Here is a 19,479-nt window from a genome sequence, read left to right on the forward strand (position 1 = left end):
CGAGATGGGGAGAGGAGCGGGCGTCAGCTGCGCTCAGGGAGGTCGAGCCGGGTAGGGCGTCCCCCCCCCCTCCTCCGCCCCTACCCCCCCCGCCGGCCCCGTCCGTGCCCGCAGGGCCCGTACGCCCGTACCCGGTACGCCCCTCAGACCGAGCGGTGGTACTGCTCCGGGACCCGGATGCGGCCCCCGAGTTCGCGCGCCGCCCGCCGCGCCCACGACGGGCTGCGCAGCAGCTCGCGGCCGAGCAGCACAGCGTCGGCCTCGCCGTTGGAGACGATCTTCTGGGCCTGCTGTGCCTCGGTGATCAGGCCGACGGCCGCCACCGGCACGCCGGTCTCGGCCCGCACCCGGGCGGCGAACGGCACCTGGTAGCCGGGGCCGACCGGAATCCGCACCCGAGCGGCGTTGCCGCCGGACGAGACGTCCAGCAGGTCGACGCCGTGTTCCTTCAGCAAGGTCGCGAAGCGCACCGTTTCGTCGGGCGTCCAGCCGTTCTCCTCCAGCCAGTCGGTCGCCGAGATCCGGAAGAAGAGCGGCAGCTCCTGGGGCCACACCGCCCGTACCGCGTCGACGACTTCGAGCGCGAACCGGGAGCGGTTCTCGAAGGAGCCGCCGTACTCGTCGGTCCGGTGGTTGCTGTGCGGGGAGAGGAACTCGCCGATGAGGTAGCCGTGCGCGCCGTGCACCTCGACGACCTCGAAGCCCGCGTCGAGCGCGCGCCGCGCGGCGTCGGCGAACTGGCCGACGACCTCGGCGATCTGGCCGGCCGTCAGCGCATCGGGCACCGGGTGTCCCTCGTCGAACGCCACCGGGCTCGGCCCCAGCGGCTGCCAGCCGCCCTCGTCGGGTCCGACCGGCGCGCCGCCGTCCCACGGCCGGCCGGTGGAGGCCTTGCGGCCGGCGTGGGCGATCTGGATGCCGGGAACGGTGCCCTGCTCCTTGAGGAAGCGGGTGATCCGGCGGAAGGCCTCGACCTGGGCGTCGTTCCAGATGCCGAGGTCGTGCGGGCTGATCCGGCCCTCGGGGGAGACCGCGGTGGCCTCGGTCAGGATCAGTCCGGTGCCGCCGGTCGCGCGGGCGGCATAGTGGGCGAAGTGCCAGTCGTTGGGGACACCGGCGCCCGGGCCGAACACCTCCGCGCTGTACTGGCACATCGGCGCCATCCAGACACGGTTGGGAATGGTCAGCGACCGAAGGGTGTACGGCTCGAACAGGGCGCTCACGGCGGACTCCATTCACGACGGGGCCGAAGTAGGTGCTCGTACGGTACCCATCGTAGTACGGCGTCTGTCAAACTACGAGATGTCTCGTACAAGGCAACGTGACGAGCGGTCTGCCTGCCGAGGGCCCGTGTGCCGTCAGTCCGACGACGCCAGGTGAGCACCTGACCTCGTACTCACCTGGCACATGAGTCGCACTCCGACAGCTTGACAAGAGCATTAGGAAGCGTCCGTGCCCGCGCAGGACGACCAGGCGTCGAGGTCCAGGTCGGCCGAGTCGAGCTTGGCGGTCAGTGACGCGAGCCGCTCCTGGAGATCGCCGATCTCGGTGAGGGTGAGTCCGGTGGCTGCCCCGATCCGCTGCGGGACGAGGGCGGCCTGCTCCTGCAGTGCCGTGCCCTGCTCCGTTGTGCGCACGGTGACGGAGCGCTCGTCCTCGGTGCTGCGCCGGCGCTCCACCAGGCCGAGCGCCTCAAGCCGCTTGAGCAGGGGCGACAGGGTGCCGGAGTCCAGTCGGAGGCGGGCCCCGATCGTCTTCACCGGCAGCTCGCCGTGCTCCCAGAGCACCAGCAGCACCAGGTACTGCGGGTAGGTGATCCCCAGGTCCTTGAGGATCGCCCGGTAGACGCCGTTGAAGGCGCGCGAGGCCGCGTGCAGCGAGAAGCAGATCTGGCGGTCGAGGCGGAGGGCCTCCGCTGCCTGCGTGGCGTCCCATGTCGTCTTCATGGGTCCAGGGTACCTATCGTTTGAGCAATTGAGTTGTGCACAACTGAATTGTGTGCTGTAGTTGCTCCTGTCAGACCCCACCGACAGAGGGAAGTTCCGATGAACGCGCTGTACACCGCCGTCGCCACCGCCAACGGCCGCGAGGGCCGCGCCGTCAGCTCCGACGGTCGCCTGGACCTGGCTCTGGCCGCACCTGCCGCTCTGGGCGGCAGCGGCGAGGGCACCAACCCGGAGCAGCTCTTCGCGGCCGGTTACGCGGCGTGCTTCGCGAGCGCCCTCGGTCTGGTGGGGCGCCAGGCGAAGGTCGACACGAGCGAGATCTCGGTGACCGCCGAGGTCGGCATCGGCAAGGACGAGGACGGCGGCTTCTCCCTGGCGGCGACGCTCCGCGTCGAGCTGCCGGAGGCCCTCGCGGGCGAGACCGGGGAGCTGCTGGTGAAGCAGGCCCACCAGGTCTGCCCCTACTCCAAGGCGACCCGCGGCAACATTCCGGTCGAGCTGATCGTCGAGTAGTCGCCACTGCGACCAGTCCCCACTGCGACGACGCGGCGCCACGCGACGCCGGGTGGCCTCGCGGGGCGAGACCACGCAGGACGGGGAAGGCGTGGCGGTGCGGTGCCCGGACGGCCGGGCGCCGCACCTGCGTCGTTCGGCCAGAAGCTAAACTACGACGGGTCTCGTACAATGAAGGCCCCGGATGAAGTGGAGCCGCCGTGACCGCCGCGACCAGCGCCCGCGCACTCGCCCACCCCGCGCGCGAGGAGATCCGCCTGGAGGGTGTGCTCCATGCGCTGTCCGACCCGATGCGGCTGCGGGTGGTACGGGAGCTGGCGACCGCGCCGGACGAGCTGTCCTGTTCGTACTTCGACCTGCCCGTCACGAAGTCGACGACCACGCACCACTTCCGCGTGCTGCGCGAAAACGGTGTGATCCGGCAGATCTACCGGGGCACGGCGAAGATGAACTGTCTGCGCCGCGACGACCTGGACGCCCTGTTCCCCGGCCTCCTCGACAGCGTCCTCGCCGCAGCCGCCCGGGAGGCCGGCCGCCTCGGCACCGACTGACCTCGCGCGGTCACCCTCTTCCTGCGCTTCCGATCAGGCGACTCCTCCGGTCAAGCCGCCGGCAGCTTCGGCGGTGCCCCCACCTCCGCACCCGGCGCCTCCATGCCCGGCGCCGCCGCCTCCAGCAGCCCCGCCCAGTCGGCGATCTTCACCGAGCGCCGCCCCAGTGACCTGCCCAGCGCCGCCTCGGCCTCCTCGATCGCCAGCCAGCCGGGCCACTCGACGGGACGGTGCCCCAACTCCCGCAGCACGTCCAGCGGTTCGCCGGCGAGCGGACGGGCCCACAGCTCGGCGGCGTCCGCGAGCAGGGACGTCACCGTCTCCTTGGCGCACGGCCGGTTGCTGCCGATCACGCCGGTGGGACCCCGCTTGATCCACCCCGCCACGTACTCGCCCGGCGACGGCACGCCGCCCCGCAGCACCCGCCCCGCCTCGTTCGGCACCGTGCCGCGCGCCGCGTCGAACGGCAGCCCCTCCAGGGGCACTCCGCGGTAGCCGACCGCCCGCAACACCAGCTGTGCCTCGATCTCCTCGTACATCCCCGTGCCGCGCACACCGCCCGAACCGTCGGGCACGGTCCGCTCGAAGCGCACGCCCGCGACCCGCCCGTCGCCCTCCAGCAGCTCCACCGGCCGCAGGAAGAACCTCAGGTGGATGCGGCGCGAAGCCGCCCGCTCGCCCGCAGTGCCCGGAGCTCCCGGAGCGCCCGGCGACGACGGTACGGATCCGGAGGCCCAGCCCCGTACGACGTCGACGTTGCGCCGGTTGACGGCGGGCAGGCCCGACGGGTCGGCGTATCCGGGATCCAGTTCGAGATCCGACGGCTCCACGCCGACGGCGGCGTCCGGCAGCCCGCCCAGTTCCCGCAGTTCCTTCGTCGTGAACTTCGCCTGCGAGGGGCCGCGCCTGCCGACCATGTGCACCTCGCGCACCCCGCTCTGTGCCAGGGCACCGAGCGCGGCGTGCGGCACGTCGGTCGGCAGCAGCTCCGCCGCGCCGCGTGCGAGGATCCTGGTCACGTCGACGGCGACGTTGCCGACCCCGATCACCACCGCCGACCTGGCGCCGCCGAGCGCGAAGCCGTTGGGCGCGGCGTCCGGGTGCGCGCTGTACCAGGACACGAAGTCGGTGGCCGAGCAACTGCCGGGCAGGTCCTCGCCCGGCACCCCGAGCCTGCGGTCCCTCGCGGCCCCGACGCAGTACACGACCGCGTGGTAGAGCTCGAGCAGACGGGCGGGCGCCAGTCCGTGCGCGCCCACCTCGACGTTGCCGATGAAGCCGATCCGTTCGTCCTCCAGGACGGTCCTGAGGTTGTTCTGCAGCGACTTGATCTTCTCGTGGTCGGGCGCGACTCCGTATCTCACCAGCCCGTAGGGGCAGGGGAGCCGGTCCAGTACGTCCACGTGGACGTCCGGGACCAGGGACTGCTGGACGAGGGCCTGAGCGGTGTACACCCCGCTCGGGCCAGAACCGACGACGGCGACTCGAAGCACGGCTGCGCTCCTTCCCGCAGGGTCCTTCCAGGATGGCACCTGGGAGGGCGCCCGGGGAGGCTCACATCGCGCGCATACGGTTGATCTCTGCCGTCTGCTGGGCGATCACATCGTTGGCCATTGCCTCCACCTGGACGTTGTTGCCCTGGGAGAGCACGTCGCCCGCCATGGTGAGCGCGCCCTCGTGGTGGGTGATCATCAGCTTCAGGAAGAGCTCGTCGAAGGCTTTTCCGTGCGCCGCGCGCAGTTGGTCCAGCTGGGCCTTGGTGGCCATTCCGGGCATCGCCCCGTGGTCGTGGGCGCCGTGGTCGCCCGCGTCCTTCCCGTCGCCGTTGCTTTTCAGCCAGCCCTGCATCGCGCCGATCTCCGGCTGCTGCGCCGCCGTGATGCGCTCGGCGAGCCGCTTGACCGGCTCGCTGCCCGCACGGTCCGGCACGAGGGCGGCCATCTCCAGGGCCTGCTGGTGATGCGTGATCATCATCTGCGCGTACGAGAAGTCCGCGGAGTTCGGGCTGTTGTCCGGCAGCGCCTTCCTGGCCTCCTCGGCGGACAGCGTCTTCGCCGGCTCGCCCGGTTTCCCGGGTGCCACCACGGACGGACCGCCGTCGCCCTTGGCCTCCGTCGTGCCAGCCGACCCCGACTCGCAGGCGCTCAGGGCCAGTACGGCGGCCGCGGCCACCGCGGCGATCGCGGTTCTGCCGGCGGAGCGGGATCTACGGCGCAGCAACACAGCAACCTCCTGAAGCGCTTGGGGGCGTCGGTGATCGTAGTAGCACGCTTGCGCGGCTCAGCGATCAAAATCTTTCATTACGGCTCTGTATCCATCTGTTGGAATGAGCATGCAAAGGACGATACTGCCGGGGTCCGTGAACCGTTCAACTTCGAACGGAGACAAGGGAGGACGCAGTGATCTCGTTGCACACCACCCGCGTGCGGCGCAGACGTCTGGGCGTGGCAGCAGCCGCGGCCGGGCTGCTCGCCACTCTGCTGACGGCCGCACCCGCGGCCGCCATCCCCGACCCCGGAGATGCCCCGAACCAGGGTTCGGTCTCCTCGGCCCAGCGCGCCGAAGCCCAGTCAGCTGTGGCGAACGGCGAGATACCCGGCGTGGACGAGATCGTCCACAGCGACAACATCGAACATCTCGTCAACATCCCCAAGGAAGCGCTGCCGGGGACCAACTCCGACCTGGCCTTCCAGGGCAAGTACGCCTTCGCCGGCAACTACGACGGTTTCCGCATCTTCGACATCAGCGACCCCCGGGCCCCCAAGACGGTGGCCCAGGTCCTGTGTCCCGGATCGCAGAACGACATCTCCGTCTCCGGGAACCTGCTCTTCCTCTCCACCGACTCCTCGCGCACCGACAACTCCTGCAACAGCACCTCGCAGCCCGCGACCGAGAAGTCGTCCTGGGAGGGCATGAAGATCTTCGACATCAGCGACAAGCGCAACCCGAAGTACGTCGCCGCTGTCGAGACCGCGTGCGGCTCGCACACCCACACCCTGGTGCCCGAGCGCCGCAACGTCTACGTGTACGTCTCCTCGTACTCGCCGCGTGCGGAGTTCCCGGACTGCCAGCCGCCGCACGACGGGATCTCCGTCATCAAGGTGCCGCGCAACGCCCCCGAGAAGGCCGCGATCGTGAACTTCCCGGTGCTGTTCCCGGGCGAGGGCCCGGACGGTGGCGGCAACCCGGGTGCTCCGACGAACCCGGGCGTCTCCAAGACGACCGGCTGCCACGACATCACCGTGCTGCCGTCGAAGGACCTCGCCGCGGGCGCCTGCATGGGTGACGGCATCCTCTTCGACATCGAGGACCCGGAGCACCCGAAGGTCATCGACCAGGTCCAGGACAACGTGAACTTCGCGTTCTGGCACTCGGCGACGTTCAACCAGCGCGCCAACAAGGTCGTCTTCACCGACGAGCTGGGCGGCGGCGTGGGCGCCACCTGCAACGAGGCGGTCGGCCCGAACCGCGGCGCGGACGGCATCTACGACATCGTCGGCAAGGGCGACCAGCGCAAGCTCGTCTTCCGCAGCTACTACAAGATCGCCCGTCACCAGGCGAACACCGAGAACTGCGTGGCCCACAACGGCTCGCTGATCCCGGTCAAGGGCCGCGACATCATGGTCCAGGCCTGGTACCAGGGCGGCGTCTCGGTATGGGAGTTCACCGACTCCGCCAACCCGAAGGAGATCGCCTACTTCGAACGCGGTCCGGTCTCCACCACCCAGAACATCACGGCCGGCTCCTGGTCGGCGTACTACTACAACGGCTACATCTACTCCAACGACATCGCCAAGGGCTTCGACGTACTGAAGCTCGACGACGGTCGCACGGACGCGGCGAAGCGGATCCGGATGGACGAGCTCAACGTCCAGACGCAGCCGGACTACTTCGACGACTTCGACGACGACTGATCCGACGAGGTCCCGGCATCGTCCGGATCCTCGTGAGCACAACGCGTCCCGCCGGGCGGCTTCTCGCCCGGCGGGACTCCGAGCCCCCAGTCCAGCCCGTACCGCTGGAACAGCTCCGTCCGCAGCCGCTCTAGCGGCATCGGCGCCCCCGGCAGCGCCACCGCGAACACCGCGCCCATGAGCAGGGCGCGCAGCAGCGGATAGTCGGTGTCCACGTCCTGCGAGCCGTACCGCTCCACCGTGTCGCGCAGCAGGAACGCCAGCCGCTGCTGCTCCTCGTCCTGGACGAATCCCTCGGCCTGCAAAATGCCCGCCATGTGCGCCCGCATCAGCACCGGCCGGTCCACCGCGAGCCCGAGGATTGCGTCGATCGCCCGGGCCAGCCGCTCTCGGCCGTCGTCCGTGCGCGGCTCGCGCTCCAGCGCCGCTTCCAGCGTCCGGTGCATCAGCCGGTGCACCGCCGACTGGAAGAGCTGGCGTTTGCCGGGGAAGTAGTACGAGATCAGACCGCGGGCCGACCCCGCGCGATCCGCGATGTCGCCCAGCGTCGTCGCCTCGTACCCGCGCTCCGCCACCAGGTCCACCGTCGCCTGCAGCAGGCGCTCCCGGGAACGCCGACGGAGCTCTTCGTTGACCGATGCGCTCCGCGGGGACATGCTTAACTCCTGCGTTGACTGGCTCCGAGCCAATATACTCAGCGCTACCCGCTGCGGTGCACTTACGTGCCTGGTCAGCGGGGCGACGGCCCGACCGGGCGACGCGGGGGATCGCCCGGTCCGGTCGGCTCCGTCATGCCCGGAATCCGGCGTGGCACGCATATCGTCCGGTGCGTCATGTCCGGACTCCGGATTCCTCGGCGGTGAACCGTTCGTACGACGCCGCGGTGAGCGCCACCACACTGATCCCCAGCAGCCAGCCGGCCACGACGTCCGTCAGCCAGTGCACCCCGAGATAGATCCGGGTGAAGCCCACCCCCAGCACCGAGACCGCGCACACCAGCAGCGCGGCCCACCACGTCCGGGGCCCCACCCCATACCTCCCCAGCAGCCAGAGCAGCACCCCGCAGGTGACCATCGCCGTCATCGCGTGCCCGGAGGGGAAGGCGGCGTACTGCGCGGCATCCACCGGGTTCTGCCAGTGCGGCCGCTCGCGGTCCAGCGCCGACTTCAGGCCCTGCTGCAGAGCGGTGCCCAGCGCGCTCGCGGCGGCCACCCAGAGCGCGAGCAGCACCGCCCGCCGCCACAGCAGCAGCACGACCACGACCGCGATCAGCAGCCGCATCGTCCACGGGTCCCATACCCAGTCGCTGAACACGCGGTTGACGTGCGTGAACCCCGGCTCGGCCAGCGCCGAGCGGTGCAGCTCGTCCGCGACCGTGACGTCCAGGGACATCAGCGGCCCCCACCCGGTGGCCACCAGGACCAGCAGCACCACGGCAAGGCCGGCGGTCAGCGCCGCGGTGCGCGCGGGGGAGGGGACCGGGGTACGCGGCCGCGGGGGCGGGGTGGGGGGACGCATGGGGACGATCCTTGCCCACGAGCACCGCGGCGGGCTATCCCAGGGCGCTCAGACCCGGCACGAATGCCACGAGCAGCGGTACGAGCGGGACCAGCGCCGCCGCCGCGGTCAGTCCCAGCCGGTTGCCGGCGGTGAGCCGGGGGACCGGAGCCAGCAGCCGGTGGACCCGCTGCGGCAGTTGCGCGTCCGGCGCCGGGCCGGGGCCGAACACTCCGCGGTCCTCGTTCAGTTCCACCAGGGCCAGCGCGATCGTCAGCCGGCCGAACCGCCGCGACGCCACGTCGTCCGCGGCGAGCTCCACCAGCCGGTGCATCTCGTCCCGGAACGCAGCGAACACCGGCACCTGCGGAAAGCCGTTGGCCAGGGCCGCCGAGCAGTGCAGCAGCCAGTCGTGCCGGGCGCGCGCGTGTCCCTGCTCATGGGCCAGTACCGCATCGAGCTGACGGCCCTTCAAGCGCCGCAGTGCGGCCGTGGTGATGACGAGCTGGGGCGCCGCGCCCGGCAGCCACCAGGCATCGGGCCGCTCACCCTCCAGCAGCACCAGCGGTTCGCCGCCCGGCTCCTCGCCCGGCAACACGGGCGCGCGCACGAGGAGTTCGGCCCTGCGCCGCCCGCGCCGCACGTGCGCCCGGTGGATCTCCCGGGTCAGCATCGCACCGGTCCACAGGCCCCCGCACGCCAGCACCACGGCGACCACCGCCGACCACGGCCCGTGCGCCGCCAGCTGGTACGCCTCGACCACCGCGCTCGGCGCGGGCGCGAACACCGGGCCCCGTACCGCCTGCCAGGCCGCCGCCGCGCTGAACGTCATCGAGAGTCCGAAGCTCAGCAGCACCGCGGCCACCACGCACTGCCACACCCACAGCGCCACCACCGGCTCGCGCTCCGGCCAGTCGGCCCGCGACATCAGCCGCGGTGCCACGACGGCGGCCAGTGCGCCGAGCGACAGCAGCGCGAGGGAGACCATCATGGAAGCCAGCCTATGAGCGTGGCCCTACTCCCGGGTACGGTCTCGCACGCCAAGTGATGTACGACACGGTCACCCCGGGCGGCGCGTCAGACGGTGAGCAGCATGGCGACCATCGCCACCCCCATCGAGACCCGGCAGGCCAGCGCCAGCTCGGGCCGCGCGCCCCACGCCACCGTCCCGCCGCCCGCGGGTGCGGCCACCGGCACCAGCCGCGCCCCGGCACGCAGCACGAACACGGCGAAGTAGACGAGCAGCGCCCCGGTCAGCAGCGGCACTCCGCCGGCCCGGCCGTGCCCGGCATGGGCTCCACCGTCCGGTGCCATCGCCACCGCCATGTACAGCATGGCCAGCGACCCCACCAGATGATGCAGATGATGCGCCGCCCCCGACGGCAGCCGTGCCGCCCGCAGGGCCCCGAGGGCCCACAGGGCCCGCAGCGCCGCCGCGCCGAAGACAGCCGCGTACACCTGCCAGGCCCACGGCGGCGGCGGTACGACGGCGGCGGGCAGCGCCATGGCGGCCATCCCGAACCCCATCACCGCCTCGCCCCCCGCCGCCCCGCGCTCCTCACCGGGGCCGCTGCGCACGCGCAGCAGACAGTACGCACCCGATGCCGCGCACAACGCCACGAGCAACCAGCCCGACATCGCCGGTCCGTGCACCGAGCACCTCCCCGCTCGACGGTGTCGATGGGGTGATGCCCGCGCCGCACACGGCACATACGAGCGCACAGGCGTACGCGGGGCGCTCGGGACGGCCGCGGCCGTTGGCGGAGCGCCCCGGGCCGAGCCGTTCGCCGACCCCCGCCCGGCCGGTCAGGACTCAGGGCCGGTGCCGCAGCGGATGGTCCGCGGGCACCTCGACCACCGCGATGCGCACCCCGTCCGGATCGGTCAGCCACATTTCGACGAGCCCCCACGGCTCCCGCTGCGGAGGCCGTTCCACGGCCGCCCCGCGGGCCAGCACGTGACCGTACGCGCTCTTCGCGTCCGAGACCTGCAGCCACAGCGCGATCCCGGGGGCGGGCGGGGAGTCCGAGCGGCCGGAGAGCTCCAGGAAGCCCCCGCCGAGGAAGTAGACCGTCCCGCGTTCCGGGCCGGTGCCGAACTCACGGTAGATCTGCAGGCCGAGTACGTCCTCGTAGAACCGCCGGGACCGCTCGGGATCGGTCGGCCGCAGCAGGATGCGGCTGCTCAGCACGTGCATCATGGTCAGCACAGTAGACCGCGGTGGTCTCCGCGTTAGGCTCCTCGCAGCCGCGCCTTCGCGCGTGTACCGCGTGTACGAGGAGAACGGAGACCCGCACCATGGAGACCGCGCCGTCCCGGCACCCCGCCGAGCTGACCTTCCGTGACGCCGACGAGGCCGACGTGCCCGCGCTCGTCGGGCTGATCGAGTCGGCCTACCGAGGGGACGCCAGCCGGGCGGGCTGGACCACGGAGGCGGACATCCTGGGCGGGCAGCGCACGGACCCGGAGGGCGTCCGCGAGGTCATCACCGCGGCCGGCAGCCGGCTGGTCGTCGTGGAGCGCGGCGGCGAGTTGATCGCCTGCTGCCAGCTGGAACACCGGGGCGATGCCGCGTACTTCGGCATGTTCGCCGTACGGCCGCAAATGCAGGGCGGCGGCCTCGGCCGGCGGATCATCGCCGAGGCCGAGCGCATCGCGCACGACGCGTGGGGCGTGGGCGAGATGCACATGACCGTCATCTCGGTGCGCGACGAGCTCATCGCCTGGTACGAGCGGCGGGGCTACCGCCGCACGGGAAGGATGACGCCCTTCCCCTACGGCGACGAGCGCTTCGGCGTCCCGCAGCGCGACGACCTGCAGTTCGAGCTGCTGGTGAAGCCCCTTACGGCGTAGGCCGGGGTCAGGCCGTGAAGCGGCCGGTGCGCCGGATATCGGGGAAGTCGGTTGTCGCGCCGTCGAGTTCGAGGGCGCGCACCAGCCGCAGATGCTCCTGGGTGTTGACGACCCAGGCGATGACCTTGAGGCCCTCGCTGTGCGCGTGCTCCACGGTTTCCAGGGTCAGCCGGCGGATGTTCAGCGCGAGGGTGGTGGCGCCCACCGCCTGCGCGCGCTCCACCAGGTCGCTGCCCCAGCGGCCGGCGATGAGGGCGGTCCGCACGCCCGGCACCAGCTGGGCGATCTCCGCGACGGCGTCGTCCTGGAAGGACGACACCTCGACCCGGCCGACCAGATCGCGCTTGAGCATCACCTCGGCCAGCGCCCGCGCCGCCGCGATGTCCTTGATCTCCGCCTGGAGCGGAGCGCGCACGGCGTCCAGGACCTCCTCGAAGACGGGGATGCGCTCGCCCTGACCCGCGTCGAGCTCCCGCAGCTCGGCAAGGGTCTTCTCGGCGATCGGCCCGGTGCCGTCGGTCGTACGGTCGACCTCCGCGTCGTGCATGACGACGAGTGCGCCGTCCTTGCTCAGATGGAGATCCAGCTCGATGGCGTCCATGCCGGAACGCTCGGCACGGACGAAGGAACGGAGGGTGTTCTCCGGTTCGACACCCATGACCCCGCGATGACCGATGGTGAGGAAACTCAAGATCTTCTCGCTTCCGTCGATGTGGTCGGCCCGGGTCGCCTCCGGGCGCTGGCGCCCTTCGGCTCCGGCGGCTCGGCTCCCGCGCGGCACTGGTGCCCCACGCGGCACGGCCGCAGCCTAATGGCCACCCGCTCCGGCGAACACGGTCGTGCAGAAGGCCCCGGAGCGGGCGGGAGCGGCCGGGAACGGGTCGTTCCGCCGGCTGTGGACCCGCCGCGTCACCCGTGCGTGGGCGCGTCCCCCGGGCCTTGACGGAGACGCTCCAGGTCGCCCGGCGACGCCTCGGCCGCGCAGTTACGGGATGCGGGGTTCCGGTCACCGAGGCACACTTCCGGAGATGCCGGTGCGGCCGAAGTCATCGCCTCGGCCTCCCGGCCCGACAGCAAAATCTACGGTGACCAAGGGGGTGCCGCAGGATAATTTCCCAAGGTCACACTTGTACGGAAGAACCACGCATGGATACGGTGTCTTGACGCGAGGTTCTCCCGTGGAGGAAGTGACATGACGGAAATTCTTGTGCAGGACGCTGCTGGTGGGGACATAGCCACTGCGGAGCGAGTGGTCGAGCACCCGGCGTGGCGGACGCTCAAGAACGCCGTCGAGGAGATCCGGCCCTGGCAGTCCAAGGACGGCTCGATCGACTTCGATGCCGAGGGCGCCCCGGTGCGCGCCGCTGCCGAGTACGCGGTCGAGCGGCTCACCGCCGCGATCGAGGAGCTCTCCCCGCTGGTCCCGCACGACGCCGCGTACCACCGTGCGCTCGTCGCCGACCTGAACAAGTGGGCGGACGGCGCCTTCGGCGTGCCGGACTTCCTGGACTCGCTGCTCGCCTTCCAGCCCGCCGCGAACCGCGTGGACGGCCTCCAGCACCTGGTGGTCTTCCCCATGTACACGCAGAACGGCAACCCGGACCGCAATCTCGAGGCGGTCGTGCTGCGCATGGTCTGGCCGGAGTGGCTTGCCGAGCTGGAGGCCACCCGCTACGACAACCCGCTCTTCTGCGGCATCACCTTCGAGGACTTCACCGCCGGGTACGACACCAACTCGGCCGTGCTGTTCCCCGAGACCATAGCCGTGCGCGAGGCCCCCGAGCGGTTCAGCTGGGGCGGCATCTTCTGTGACCGCGAGGCCGCGCGCTTCCGCCGTGTCACGGACGCCGCCGTGGAGATCCTCGGCATCGAGCTCCCGGACGACATCGCCGCGATGGTCGACGACCAGGAGCGCTGCGAGAAGGCGTTCGTCCTCTGGGACATGATCCACGACCGCACCCACAGCCACGGCGATCTGCCGTTCGACCCGTTCATGATCAAGCAGCGCCAGCCGTTCTGGATGTACGGCCTGGAGGAGCTGCGCTGCGACCTCACCGCCTTCAAGGAGGCCGTGAAGCTGGACGCCGAGGGCAACGCACACGGCCGCGACGTGCAGTACGCGGTGCTGTTCGACCGCATGTTCCGCTTCCCGGTCACCGGCGACCGCGTCCGCAACTACGACGGCCTCGGCGGCCAGCTGCTCTTCGCGTACCTCCACAAGCACGACGTGATCCGCTGGACCGACAACAAGCTGCGGATCGACTGGGAGCGGGCCCCGCAGGTCACCAACGATCTCTGCGCCGAGATCGAGAAGCTGTACCGGGACGGCATCGACCGCCCGAAGCTCGTGCACTGGTTCAAGGCGTACGACCTGGTCTCCACCTACCTCGCCCCGCACCCGGGCTCCCGCTGGGCCAAGGGCCCCGACGCCCTGGACCTCTCCCAGCCGCCGCGCAAGCTCGTGGACGACGTGCTTCCGGACGAGTTTCCGCTCAGCATGTTCTATGAGGCGCTCTCCAAGAAGCTGAAGAACGTGATCGCCTCCACCAAGGGGATCACCGCAGACGCAGCTGAGCGAGTCGCCGCGTGAGCTCTCGCACGGAGGAGACGACGACTATGAACTCGAACGGCAACGGCGGAGTGCTGGACGGTGCCGTGATCGCGGTGGCCGGTGCCGCAGGCCCGGCCGGCCGCGCCACCCTGCTGCGCCTCGCGGAGGCCGGAGCCGTCGTCGTGGGGGCCGACGCCGACACCGAGCGCCTCGCCGAGGCGGTCGACGCCGCCCGGTACGCACACGGCGGCGCGACCGTCACCGGGGACACGGTCGATCTGCTCGACCCGGTTGCCGCACAGGAGTGGGCGAACCAGACCGAGAAGGAGTTCGGCCGGATCGACGGTTTGGTCCATCTCGTCGGCGGCTGGCGCGGCAGCGCCACCTTCGCCGAGACGAACCTCGCCGACTGGGACCTGCTGGACAAGCTGCTGATCCGCACGGTCCAGCACACGTCGCTCGCCTTCCACGAGGCGCTCAAGCGCAGCGACAGGGGCCGTTTCGTCCTGGTCAGCCAGTCCGGCGCCGCCAGGCCCACGGAGGGCAACGCCGCCTACGCCGCGGCCAAGGCCGCCGCCGAGGCATGGACCCTGGCGCTCGCGGACTCGTTCCGGAAGGCTGGGGGCGAGGAGGGCCCGCGCGCCGCGGCTGCCATCCTGATCATCAAGGCACTGGTGCACGACGCCATGCGCGCCGAGCGCCCCAATGCGAAGTTCGCGGGCTTCACGGACGTCAAGGAACTGGCCGAGGCCATTGCCGGAGTCTGGGACCGGCCCGCCCCGGAAGTGAATGGACAGCGTCTGTGGCTGACCCCCGAGCCGTGATCCCGCCGAATGCCGTTCGTACGGATGCCCGCAGGCACCACGACCCCGAGGTCCGGGGTTTCGCCAGCGACAACTACGCGGGCGCGCACCCGGAGGTCCTGGCCGCCCTCGCCCTGGCCAACGGCGGCCACCAGGTCTCCTACGGCGAGGACGACTACACGGACCACCTCCAGCGGATCATGCACAGCCACTTCGGCTCCTCCGCCGAGGCGTTCCCGGTCTTCAACGGCACGGGGGCGAACGTCGTCGCGCTCCAGGCGCTCACCGACCGCTGGGGCGCGGTGATCTGCGCCGAGTCCGCGCACATCAACGTGGACGAGGGCGGTGCACCGGAGCGGATGGGCGGCCTGAAGCTGCTGACGGTGCCGACGCCGGACGGCAAGCTCACGCCCGAGCTGATCGACCGGCAGGCGTACGGCTGGGACGACGAGCACCGCGCCATGCCGCAGGTCGTCTCGATCACCCAGAACACCGAGCTGGGGACCGTCTACACGGTGGACGAGATCCGCGCGATCGTCGACCACGCGCACGGCCTCGGCATGAAGGTGCACCTCGACGGTGCCCGGATAGCCAACGCCGCCGCGTCGCTGGACGTGCCGATGCGCGCGTTCACCAACGCGGTGGGCGTGGACGTCATCTCGTACGGCGGCACCAAGAACGGAATGCTGTTCGGCGAGGCCGTCATCGTGCTCAACCCGGACGCCGTTCGGAAGATGAAGCACATCCGCAAGCTGTCCATGCAGCTCGCCTCCAAGATGCGTTTCGTCTCGGTGCAGTTGGAGGCGCTGCTCGCGAAGGACCTGTGGCTGCGCAACGCCCGGCACTCCAACGCCATGGCCCAGCGCCTCGCCGAGGGCATACGGGCGGTGGACGGCGTCGAGATCCTCTACCCGGTCCAGGCCAACGCGGTCTTCGCGCGGCTGCCGCACGACGTGAGCCGGCGGCTCCAGCAGCGTTTCCGCTTCTACTTCTGGGACGAGGCGGCCGGCGACGTGCGGTGGATGTGCTCGTTCGACACCACCGAGGACGACGTCGACGCCTTCCTGCTGGCGCTGAAGGAAGAAATGGCCAGGTAGCGGCAAAGGTCAATGAAGTGGACTGCGCAGTCCTCTATGATGGACTGCACAGTCCCTTCCGTCGCGCTGAACAGCGCCGAACGCCGAAGCAAGGCAGACGATGACCCTGACGCTCACCGTGTCCGACGAGGTGCGAAGCCTCGTACCCGGCTTCACCCATCTCGCCGTCGAGGCCCGCGGCCTGGTCAACGGGCCCACCAGCGAGACGAGTTCGGCGCTGCTCGACGACGCCGCGCGCCGCCTCGCCGAGCGGCTGGACGGCCGTGCACCGCACGAGGACCCGCACATGGCCGCCTGGCGCGCGGCCTACGGCGCCTTCGGCGCCAAGCCGTCCCGTACGCGCAACTCCGCCGAAGCGCTCGCCAGGCGTGCGCTCGCCGACGGCGGGCTGCCGCGCATCAATCTGCTCGTGGACGCCTACAACGCGATCAGCGTGGCCCATCTGATCCCGGTCGGGGGCGAGGACCTGGACCGCATCAAGGGCGGCATGCGCCTCGTGCGCGCGAGCGGCGACGAGCCCTTCGTCACCGTCGCGGCGGGCGAGGAGACGGTGGAGCACCCGGAAGCGGGCGAGATCGTCTGGTGCGACGACGAGGGCGTCACGTGCCGGCGCTGGAACTGGCGCCAGGGTCCGCGCACCCGGCTCACCGAGGAATCGGTGAACGCGATCTTCCTGCTGGAGTCGCTGACTCCCGTGACGACCGGTGAGCTCGAGGCCGCGGGCGCCGAGCTCGCCGAGGCGCTGGAGAAGCTGAGCCCCGGGGCGCGGATCACCGTACGCACCCCGGAGTGACGTTTCCGCCCCGGCTCCGGACGGGACGCAGACGCTCAGCTGGCCTCGCGGACCTCTTGCGCGGTCGGCGCCGTACCCCCGAGGTGCGCGGGCACCCACCAGGTGTCGCTCGCGTCCCTGGGGCGTACGGGATAGGCGCGCTGAGCCGCCTCCAGCAGCTCCTGCACCCGCTCGCGCAGCCGCCGGGTGATCGCTCCCGCGTACTGGTCGGTGGGCGCCTCCACCGGCTCACCGACGCGGATGGTCACCGGGATGTGGCTCCGCCTGAGGTTCTTCGGCCGGCCCTTGGTCCACAGCCGCTGGGTGCCCCACAGTGCCATCGGGATCAGCGGGACCCCGGCCTCCTGGGCGAGGCGCGCCGCGCCCGACTTGAAGCTCTTCAGCGTGAACGACTGGGAGATGGTGGCCTCGGGGAAGACGCCGATGATCTCGCCCGAGCGCAGCGAGTCCAGCGCGTGCGCGTACGCCGCCTCGCCCTGGGCGCGGTCCACGGGGATGTGCTTCATCCCGCGCATCAGCGGACCCGAGATCCGGTGCCGGAACACCGACTCCTTCGCCATGAAGCGGACCAGCCGCTTCTGCGGCAGCGCCGCCAGACCGGAGAAGATGAAGTCCAGGTAGCTGATGTGGTTGCTCACCAGCACCGCACCGCCGGAGCGCGGAATGTTCTCCGACCCCTGGGTCTCGATCTTCAGGTCCAGCGCCTTGAACATCGTGAGAGCGGCGCCGATGACCGGCCGGTAGACAAGCTCTGCCATGTGTGGGGAGACCCTTCGTTCACTCTGCCCGGGTAGGGTTCGCCCGGCGGAAGTTACGCAGCCGTAGGTTTTCGGCATTGGGCAGATCGTGCCCCATGCGCGGCGTTACGGCCAGTCCTGGGCGCGTCGCAGGGCGAGATTCTCATCACGTCGCGTCACGAATCACGCGGTTGCCCGCCGCAGCAGCAGGTACATCTCGCAGCCGAGGCAGTACGAGAACGCCGCGTTCAGGAACGCCGCGGCCAGCGCGCACCCCGTGGCCGCCATCCCCAGCCACTCCGGCCCCCAGCCGTAGCCGACGAGCCCGACCAGCGCGAAGACAAGCCCCACCCCCTGCGCGAAACGCGGCGGAGCGGGAGACTCCACCTCCATGGGCGGCCCGAGCCTCGGTCGTACGGCGGCGCGGAACAGCAAGCCGTAGGGCGACCGCTGGACGCCGGCCACCGCCCCGACGGCGAAGCACAGCGCCTGCCACGCGAGCAGGACCCAGCTGGAGGTGATGAGGACGACCGCGAGTACGACGGTGGTCACGGCGGCGCCGAAGCGCGGCCCTCTGGCGTCAATGTCCATACCGCCCAGCATTCCGCAGGACACGCGGAGAGCGCGGGCGGGAATCTTTGCGGTCCTGTGAATGCTGGAAAGGCGTCGGAAGGGAACCATGACCGGACTTGTGGTGTGCGCGGCGGTCCTCGCGGTGGCGGGGGTCCTCGGTCTGCTGCACCGGCGGACGAGCGGGAGGCTGAAGGTGCGCGGGCGGGACGGGGGGCGCAGGCTCGGAGCTGCCGAACTGGGCGCGGAACTGGGGGAGCGGGCCACCCTCGTGCAGTTCTCCAGCGCCTTCTGCCAGCCCTGCCGGGCGACCCGGCGGACCCTCGCCGAGGTGGCGGCCATGGTCGACGGGGTCACCCACGTGGAGATCGACGCCGAGGAGCGGCTCCCGCTGGTGCGCGAGCTGGAGATCCTGCGGACGCCCACCGTGCTGGTGCTCGACGCGCGCGGCCGGATCGTACGGAGGGCATCAGGGCAGCCCCGTAAGGCCGATGTGATCGCGGCGCTCGGCGAGGCGGTCTGAGCGGTGCCCTCCGGGAGACGGCGCGAGGCGGCGGGCGCGCGGCCCGCGACGAGGCATGTGAAGAGGCGTGTGAACAGGGCGTGCCGGTGCCGTGACGCAGCTCCCATTCTCCCGGGCCGCACTTGACTGCACCTGCCAACAATCGTCAGTCTGACGACGTGCCACGACGACTCCTTCTCTTCGGCCGGCCGCATGTGGACCTGGCCCGCAACGCGAGCGCGCGCTGTCCGGGTGCCTGAGCACCCACGGCCCCGTACGCATCCACCGCAGAAGGACAACTCCATGACGGCATCGCCCGACCTCGGCACCTCTCAGCTGGTCTCGCCCGAATTCGGCATCGCTCGGCCGGCCTCCCCGGACTTCGGCATCGCTCAGCCGGCCTCTCCCGATCTGCTCCGCTCCGTCTTCCGGCAGCACGCCGCAGGAGTCGCGGTCATCACCGCCCGGGGCGAGCGCCCCGTCGGCTTCACGGCGACCTCGCTGAACTCCGTCGCGGCCGAGCCGCCGCTGATCTCGTTCGGTATCGGCACCACTTCGTCCAGCTGGCCCGTCGTGTCGCGGGCCGGGCACATCGGCGTCCACATACTCGGCGAGCACCAGCGCGAGCTGGCCGCCACCTTCGCCCGCAGCGGCGCCGACCGTTTCGCCCCGCCCACCCGATGGCGTACCGGACCCGAGGAAGTTCCGGTCCTCGACGGGGTGCTGGCGTGGCTGGTCTGCCGGGTTGTGGCCCGGGTGCCCGCGGGGGACCACCGCATCGTCGTCGCCGAGGCCGTCACCGGGGACCCGGCCGGAGCCGGCCGCCCGCTCCTCTACCACCAGGGCCGCTTCAACGCGCTGAGGGACTGAGGGATCCAGGGCATGGGGGAGGGGCCGGAGCGTTGGCAAGGTCACAGTTCCAAGCGCTTGCTCAGTGGCGGCCAACTGGGTGTACTGGCGAGTAATATGACGTTCGGAGCCCTGGTCGCCCCGACCGGAAACCCCGCCTTCAGGCGCCTATGCTGCCTGCACAAGGCAGCTCAGAAATGACGATGCAGTAGGAGAGCCGGCGTGAGCTTGAGGATCGTTGTCTGTGTGAAGTACGTGCCCGACGCCACCGGCGACCGGCACTTCGCCGATGACCTGACCGTC

The 19,479-nt window shown here is 70.9% G+C and carries 22 protein-coding genes and 1 pseudogene; 11 read left to right on the top strand and 12 right to left on the bottom strand.

From position 1 onward, the window contains the following. Positions 1-143: 143 nt before the first annotated feature. Together ACFV9O_RS20800 and ACFV9O_RS20805 are read right to left on the bottom strand one after the other, a co-directional pair. Complete coding sequence (locus tag ACFV9O_RS20800; protein WP_385419963.1) at positions 144-1,223, bottom strand: NADH:flavin oxidoreductase/NADH oxidase; 1,080 nt, start codon at positions 1,221-1,223, stop codon at positions 144-146. A 216-nt stretch (positions 1,224-1,439) separates the two neighbouring features. Further along, positions 1,440-1,946 carry a MarR family winged helix-turn-helix transcriptional regulator gene (locus ACFV9O_RS20805; protein ID WP_385419965.1) on the bottom strand — a complete coding sequence of 169 codons (507 nt, stop codon included), beginning with the start codon at positions 1,944-1,946 and terminating at the stop codon, positions 1,440-1,442. 99 nt (positions 1,947-2,045) lie between these two features. Here ACFV9O_RS20805 and ACFV9O_RS20810 point away from each other — a divergent pair, with 99 nt between their 5' ends. Further along, positions 2,046-2,459 carry an organic hydroperoxide resistance protein gene (locus ACFV9O_RS20810; RefSeq protein ID WP_385419967.1) on the top strand — a complete coding sequence of 138 codons (414 nt, stop codon included), beginning with the start codon at positions 2,046-2,048 and terminating at the stop codon, positions 2,457-2,459. 200 nt (positions 2,460-2,659) lie between these two features. Then, positions 2,660-3,010, top strand: coding sequence for an ArsR/SmtB family transcription factor (locus ACFV9O_RS20815; RefSeq protein ID WP_385419969.1), 351 nt, complete (start codon positions 2,660-2,662; stop codon positions 3,008-3,010). A 50-nt stretch (positions 3,011-3,060) separates the two neighbouring features. On the opposite strand, the gene ACFV9O_RS20820 is transcribed toward ACFV9O_RS20815, so the two are convergent. Both ACFV9O_RS20820 and ACFV9O_RS20825 read right to left on the bottom strand, forming a co-directional pair. After that, a complete protein-coding gene (locus ACFV9O_RS20820) occupies positions 3,061-4,503 on the bottom strand; it encodes an FAD-dependent oxidoreductase (RefSeq protein WP_385419971.1) in 1,443 nt (480 codons plus the stop codon). A 61-nt stretch (positions 4,504-4,564) separates the two neighbouring features. Next, positions 4,565-5,233 carry a DUF305 domain-containing protein gene (locus tag ACFV9O_RS20825; RefSeq protein ID WP_385419973.1) on the bottom strand — a complete coding sequence of 223 codons (669 nt, stop codon included), beginning with the start codon at positions 5,231-5,233 and terminating at the stop codon, positions 4,565-4,567. 176 nt (positions 5,234-5,409) lie between these two features. Between ACFV9O_RS20825 and ACFV9O_RS20830 the strand changes: the two genes are divergently transcribed. After that, complete coding sequence (locus ACFV9O_RS20830) at positions 5,410-6,924, top strand: LVIVD repeat-containing protein (RefSeq protein ID WP_385419975.1); 1,515 nt, start codon at positions 5,410-5,412, stop codon at positions 6,922-6,924. On the opposite strand, the gene ACFV9O_RS20835 is transcribed toward ACFV9O_RS20830, so the two are convergent. The 5 genes from ACFV9O_RS20835 to ACFV9O_RS20855 form a co-directional block, all read right to left on the bottom strand. Continuing rightward, a complete protein-coding gene (locus ACFV9O_RS20835; RefSeq protein WP_385419977.1) occupies positions 6,897-7,580 on the bottom strand; it encodes a TetR/AcrR family transcriptional regulator in 684 nt (227 codons plus the stop codon). The two genes, ACFV9O_RS20830 and ACFV9O_RS20835, sit on opposite strands and share 28 nt — an antisense overlap. Before the next feature lie 175 nt (positions 7,581-7,755). Then, entirely contained in the window at positions 7,756-8,442 is a 687-nt protein-coding gene (locus ACFV9O_RS20840; protein ID WP_385419979.1) for a phosphatase PAP2 family protein, read from the bottom strand. A 34-nt stretch (positions 8,443-8,476) separates the two neighbouring features. Continuing rightward, entirely contained in the window at positions 8,477-9,412 is a 936-nt protein-coding gene (locus ACFV9O_RS20845; RefSeq protein ID WP_385419981.1) for a M56 family metallopeptidase, read from the bottom strand. 86 nt (positions 9,413-9,498) lie between these two features. Next, on the bottom strand, positions 9,499-10,074 hold the full coding sequence (locus tag ACFV9O_RS20850) for a DUF5134 domain-containing protein (RefSeq protein ID WP_385419982.1): 576 nt from the start codon (positions 10,072-10,074) through the stop codon (positions 9,499-9,501). Between the two features lie 160 nt (positions 10,075-10,234). Continuing rightward, on the bottom strand, positions 10,235-10,621 hold the full coding sequence (locus ACFV9O_RS20855) for a VOC family protein (protein WP_385419984.1): 387 nt from the start codon (positions 10,619-10,621) through the stop codon (positions 10,235-10,237). Between the two features lie 98 nt (positions 10,622-10,719). Between ACFV9O_RS20855 and ACFV9O_RS20860 the strand changes: the two genes are divergently transcribed. After that, a complete protein-coding gene (locus ACFV9O_RS20860) occupies positions 10,720-11,274 on the top strand; it encodes a GNAT family N-acetyltransferase (protein ID WP_385419986.1) in 555 nt (184 codons plus the stop codon). A gap of 7 nt (positions 11,275-11,281) precedes the next feature. On the opposite strand, the gene ACFV9O_RS20865 is transcribed toward ACFV9O_RS20860, so the two are convergent. Continuing rightward, entirely contained in the window at positions 11,282-11,965 is a 684-nt protein-coding gene (locus tag ACFV9O_RS20865) for a glycerophosphodiester phosphodiesterase (RefSeq protein ID WP_385420010.1), read from the bottom strand. Positions 11,966-12,466: 501 nt separating this feature from the next. On the opposite strand from ACFV9O_RS20865, the gene ACFV9O_RS20870 reads away from it, so the two are divergent. From ACFV9O_RS20870 to ACFV9O_RS20885, 4 genes are all read left to right on the top strand, one after another. Continuing rightward, positions 12,467-13,864, top strand: a complete 1,398-nt coding sequence (locus ACFV9O_RS20870) for a DUF6421 family protein (protein WP_385419988.1) — start codon at positions 12,467-12,469, stop codon at positions 13,862-13,864. 26 nt (positions 13,865-13,890) lie between these two features. Next, positions 13,891-14,649 carry an SDR family NAD(P)-dependent oxidoreductase gene (locus tag ACFV9O_RS20875; protein ID WP_385419991.1) on the top strand — a complete coding sequence of 253 codons (759 nt, stop codon included), beginning with the start codon at positions 13,891-13,893 and terminating at the stop codon, positions 14,647-14,649. Next, on the top strand, positions 14,628-15,725 hold the full coding sequence (locus ACFV9O_RS20880) for a threonine aldolase family protein (protein WP_385419992.1): 1,098 nt from the start codon (positions 14,628-14,630) through the stop codon (positions 15,723-15,725). The genes ACFV9O_RS20875 and ACFV9O_RS20880 overlap by 22 nt, the downstream gene beginning before the upstream one ends. Positions 15,726-15,825: 100 nt before the next feature. Then, entirely contained in the window at positions 15,826-16,518 is a 693-nt protein-coding gene (locus tag ACFV9O_RS20885; RefSeq protein WP_385419994.1) for a B3/4 domain-containing protein, read from the top strand. A gap of 35 nt (positions 16,519-16,553) precedes the next feature. Here the strand turns inward: ACFV9O_RS20885 and ACFV9O_RS20890 are convergent, their stop codons facing one another. Then, entirely contained in the window at positions 16,554-17,276 is a 723-nt protein-coding gene (locus tag ACFV9O_RS20890; RefSeq protein ID WP_385419995.1) for a lysophospholipid acyltransferase family protein, read from the bottom strand. Between the two features lie 162 nt (positions 17,277-17,438). Beyond that, a complete protein-coding gene (locus ACFV9O_RS20895) occupies positions 17,439-17,846 on the bottom strand; it encodes a DUF4395 domain-containing protein (RefSeq protein ID WP_385419996.1) in 408 nt (135 codons plus the stop codon). 88 nt (positions 17,847-17,934) lie between these two features. Here ACFV9O_RS20895 and ACFV9O_RS20900 point away from each other — a divergent pair, with 88 nt between their 5' ends. From ACFV9O_RS20900 to ACFV9O_RS20910, 3 genes and pseudogenes are all read left to right on the top strand, one after another. Continuing rightward, a complete protein-coding gene (locus ACFV9O_RS20900) occupies positions 17,935-18,348 on the top strand; it encodes a TlpA family protein disulfide reductase (RefSeq protein WP_385419998.1) in 414 nt (137 codons plus the stop codon). A 282-nt stretch (positions 18,349-18,630) separates the two neighbouring features. Then, positions 18,631-19,197 carry a flavin reductase family protein gene (locus tag ACFV9O_RS20905; protein WP_385420000.1) on the top strand — a complete coding sequence of 189 codons (567 nt, stop codon included), beginning with the start codon at positions 18,631-18,633 and terminating at the stop codon, positions 19,195-19,197. Positions 19,198-19,398: 201 nt separating this feature from the next. Next, positions 19,399-19,479, top strand: a pseudogene (locus ACFV9O_RS20910) (electron transfer flavoprotein subunit beta); the annotation flags it as partial.

The organism is Streptomyces sp. NPDC059909 (assembly GCF_042730885.1).
In the GTDB taxonomy this organism is placed as follows: domain Bacteria; phylum Actinomycetota; class Actinomycetes; order Streptomycetales; family Streptomycetaceae; genus Streptomyces.